The sequence below is a fragment of the Burkholderia singularis genome (assembly GCF_900176645.1).
Lineage (GTDB): Bacteria > Pseudomonadota > Gammaproteobacteria > Burkholderiales > Burkholderiaceae > Burkholderia > Burkholderia singularis.
Map to the genome: position 1 here is coordinate 1 of NZ_FXAN01000081.1, position 3,339 is coordinate 3,339.

6 protein-coding genes and 1 pseudogene are annotated in these 3,339 nt (G+C 60.7%); all 7 read right to left on the reverse strand.

What is annotated here, in order from left to right; translation table 11 throughout:
- Window positions 1-66: 66 nt before the first annotated feature.
- Window positions 67-309, reverse strand: a complete 243-nt coding sequence (locus BSIN_RS17760) for a hypothetical protein (RefSeq protein ID WP_256583852.1) — start codon at window positions 307-309, stop codon at window positions 67-69.
- 27 nt (window positions 310-336) lie between these two features.
- A complete protein-coding gene (locus tag BSIN_RS17765) occupies window positions 337-1,389 on the reverse strand; it encodes a recombinase RecT (RefSeq protein WP_089341464.1) in 1,053 nt (350 codons plus the stop codon).
- A gap of 2 nt (window positions 1,390-1,391) precedes the next feature.
- On the reverse strand, window positions 1,392-2,207 hold the full coding sequence (locus BSIN_RS17770) for a PD-(D/E)XK nuclease-like domain-containing protein (protein ID WP_089341465.1): 816 nt from the start codon (window positions 2,205-2,207) through the stop codon (window positions 1,392-1,394).
- On the reverse strand, window positions 2,207-2,374 hold the full coding sequence (locus tag BSIN_RS26045; RefSeq protein WP_173678708.1) for a hypothetical protein: 168 nt from the start codon (window positions 2,372-2,374) through the stop codon (window positions 2,207-2,209). The genes BSIN_RS17770 and BSIN_RS26045 overlap by 1 nt, the downstream gene beginning before the upstream one ends.
- Complete coding sequence (locus BSIN_RS17775) at window positions 2,371-2,646, reverse strand: hypothetical protein (RefSeq protein ID WP_089341466.1); 276 nt, start codon at window positions 2,644-2,646, stop codon at window positions 2,371-2,373. The genes BSIN_RS26045 and BSIN_RS17775 overlap by 4 nt, the downstream gene beginning before the upstream one ends.
- A complete protein-coding gene (locus BSIN_RS25855) occupies window positions 2,643-2,801 on the reverse strand; it encodes a hypothetical protein (RefSeq protein ID WP_159936001.1) in 159 nt (52 codons plus the stop codon). The genes BSIN_RS17775 and BSIN_RS25855 overlap by 4 nt, the downstream gene beginning before the upstream one ends.
- An 84-nt stretch (window positions 2,802-2,885) precedes the next feature.
- Window positions 2,886-3,339, reverse strand: a pseudogene (locus tag BSIN_RS26245) (hypothetical protein); the annotation flags it as partial.

Consider the following 3,339-nt stretch of genomic DNA (forward strand, 5'->3'; position numbering starts at 1 on the left):
ACGTCCCGACATCGAAGAAGTAACGACTGGCTCAGTTTTACTTTGCGCGATCAGGCGCGAAGTGGCTCAGATTTCAAATGCGTTTGACAATTCCGATAGATTGTTGTCATCGACGGGCAGCTCACCCGGTTTCGGTTGCGGCTTCCTGTACAGCATGGCTCGTAGCGCCGGGTCAAAGTCCCCGAGGTTTTCGCTCGAGACAACGACATACAGGCCGATAGAAATCGCGGGCTCGCGTTCTTTGCCATGTTTCTCGGAGACGTTGGTACAAGAAACTATTTTGGCGAGAGTGTTGTCGAGAGAGAACATGCTTGCTCCGGTCGGTGGGGAAGTGGGTTAGGCGCCAAGTAAGATTTCACGACGATCCTGATAAGCCTGCTCGAGCTTCACGTACTCGGCTTGAGGAAGATCACGCGCGCTGTCGAGGACTAGAGCCAACACCTCGGCGTCGTTCGCCTTCTGGATCTGCGCAAGAAGGTAGTCGTAGCTCGGCAGCGTCATGTCGGATTGCTGCGCGCGCTGATCGGTCAGGCCGGCCGGCGGATCAATCTCGCCATCGTCGTCCTGTTCATCATCGGTCGGCGTGATGTAGTCGCCGTCGAGAACGGTGTCGAGCGCCTGCGAGCGACCCGAAGCGCCGACGTCGTCGATCGCGGCCGCACTCGCGAGTTCTATGCTCACGGGCAGGTACTTGAACAGGCGGCGCAGCACGGTCTTACGACCCATTTCCTCGTAGTGCTGACCCCAGACGGTCTTTTCCTTGTCGCGTGCGAATTTGTAGTTCTGGCTGGCGTCGCGGATTTCATTGACCTGCTCGGCGCTCATTACCTCGAATGCGTGGCCACCGCCGACCAGCTTCGCAACCGCGTAGAAAGCGATGACGCGCCCGCGCGCGGACATCGACGGTTTGTGCTCTAGCTTTTCGTCGAGACCGAACGCGTAGTCGAAGTGATCATGCTCGTGCACGGCGTGTGCGGCGATGCTGACGACCTGACCCGAGCGGCGAGCAAGGTCGATCAAGCCCTTGTAGCCGATGACGATCTGCGTCTCGACCTTGTCCGTCACCCACTGGCCGCCGACCTTCTTCTTCTTCTCGAACGGGATCAGGTATGCGTGACCGAGCGGCGTGTTCGGCTCGAGGCCGAGCTGGGAGCACTGCACGACTGCGCCCATCAGCGATTCGACCGTGCACTCCATCAGCTTCGGCGTCGTGCGCAGTGCGCCGAGCGCGATCTTCAGCATGCGATCCGGGCTCACGTGCCGCGGCAACACTGCGGCGAGCGTCCCTTTTTGCGATTCGAAGAACTGCTTCACGCTACCGATGCCGGCCTCGCGCGCGACCATCTTCGAGGTCGATTTCAGTTGAGCCAGATTCGTTGTCGTTGCCATCGTTATGCCTCGTCAGTCGTGAAAGCCCATTGGGGCAAGGTGATCAGGGTGATTTCCTTCGAGTAGCCTGGCCATTCGCAGGCCGCGTCGCAACGCGCGTAGGTCGCAAGGTTGCGTGCGTAGTCGGCTCGGCCCTGCTCGCGCGACATGTCGTCAAGCATCATTGCGTGCGCTGCGAACGGCCATTCCGTCTCGACCGCGACGAATACGAAAGCGCGCACTTCCTTGCCGGACGCATGCTCGTAGCCGTCGCTGTAGAACGCGTCCTGAACGTGATAGCGCTTGCGCGCGGCCTGCCGGCGAAACTCATCTGGCCCGGCGCTGCTGAACGTCTTGATGTCGACGAGCAGCACATTCGATTCGGTGAGGTCGTGCACCCAGTCCGGGCGGCAGCGGCATGCCACGCCAGTCACTGGATCAGTCCAGAACGCCGACACCTCGGCGCGGCCGCGCGACAGCGCCTCGCGGATCTCCGGCAGCGCGCGCACGGCGTCCGACTGGCGCCAGGCGGTGTCGTACTGGTCGTTCTGGATCGCGATGCGATCCGGGTTCGCCTCGACGAAATCCTTCCAAACCTTCGTGTTGCGATTCACGGTCGGCCCGAGCACGTAGCGATTACCGAACTCGTCCGGCTCCAGAATCGCGCAGTGCGCGAGGTTGCCTTCGAGCTGGCCGCCGCGCGTCACCGGCGCCGGCCGCGCCGGATCGCGATGCAACGCCCAGAAGTGCGCGGGCGACACGTTGATCGTGTCGAGCTGCGACTTCGAAATCTCGCCGCGCGCGTGGTATTCGTCGATGTCGAGGTGTTCGATCAGCATCACGCATACCTCGCATTGATCGTGGTGACGGTCGCGCCATCCTGGTTGAGATAGGCGATCGCGATCATGCAGACGAAGGCCAATGCCATCGCGACGAAAATTCCAGCAACCGGACTACGTTCGAACAGGCGGTCGAGCGCGCCGCAGAGGTAGGTGATGGGGTTCATTCGGCCGCCGGCTCGTAGGTCGCTGAGAAGATGTCCGGCTTGCACAGGTAGTGCTCGCCCTTCACGCCAGTGATGATCCAGTCATCGATTTCGACAGTCATGCGGCCCTCAAGCGTCTCGACGTAGTGCCGATGGCTGTAAAGCTCGTTGCGGCCTGGATGGCAATTGCGAGCACTGAACTTCACGCCCTCGGGTAATGCGACATGCCCCATCGCCATGTCGAACGTGAACTGCACCGCGTCGATGACGACCGGCTTTTTTCGGAATTTCATCGTGCAATCCCCATCAGAATTTCGAGCGGCGGCGCAATGGCGCCGGCCAGCAGCAGAAGCGCGCCGATCACCGCGAGCGGAAACCAGTCATGAGAAGTAAAGGCGCGCATAATCAGCACCAGCAAATGTCGTCGTAGTAAATCGTCAAAAAGCACTCGTGGATTCGGTGATGACCAACCACGTAATCAACCGAGTGCAAGACGGCGTATCGCAGGTTCACGTAGGAGTGGGTGCGCATGTCAGGCCGCCGCCGGATTTGCCGCAATAAATTCCTCAACCCATTCCAGCGCTTGTTTCGATGCTGGATTGGTTTCGGGCGTATCGCCTTCTGCGATCGAAAGGAAAAATTGCTCTGCGGGACGCGATGAGTTGCGCCCGATATCGAATTCGTCGGAATACACGTCTACCCCGCGAGCATTTGCGATCGTGCCGACCAGGCATGCGCATTTGCCGGAGTAAAGTTGTCCATTCACGCGGCCCTCACGAAGCGCTGCCGCAACAGCCGGCGCTTCCACGCGAGCCTGAGAAAGAATGGCAAAGAGATCGGCTTTGATGGCCTCAGCGTTGCCGGACACCAGCGCGTTGCCGGACACCCGCGCGTTGTCGTACACCCGCGCGTCGCCGTACACCAGCGCGTTGCCGGACACCCGCGCGTTGTCGTACACCCGCGCGTTGCCGTACACCCACGCGTCG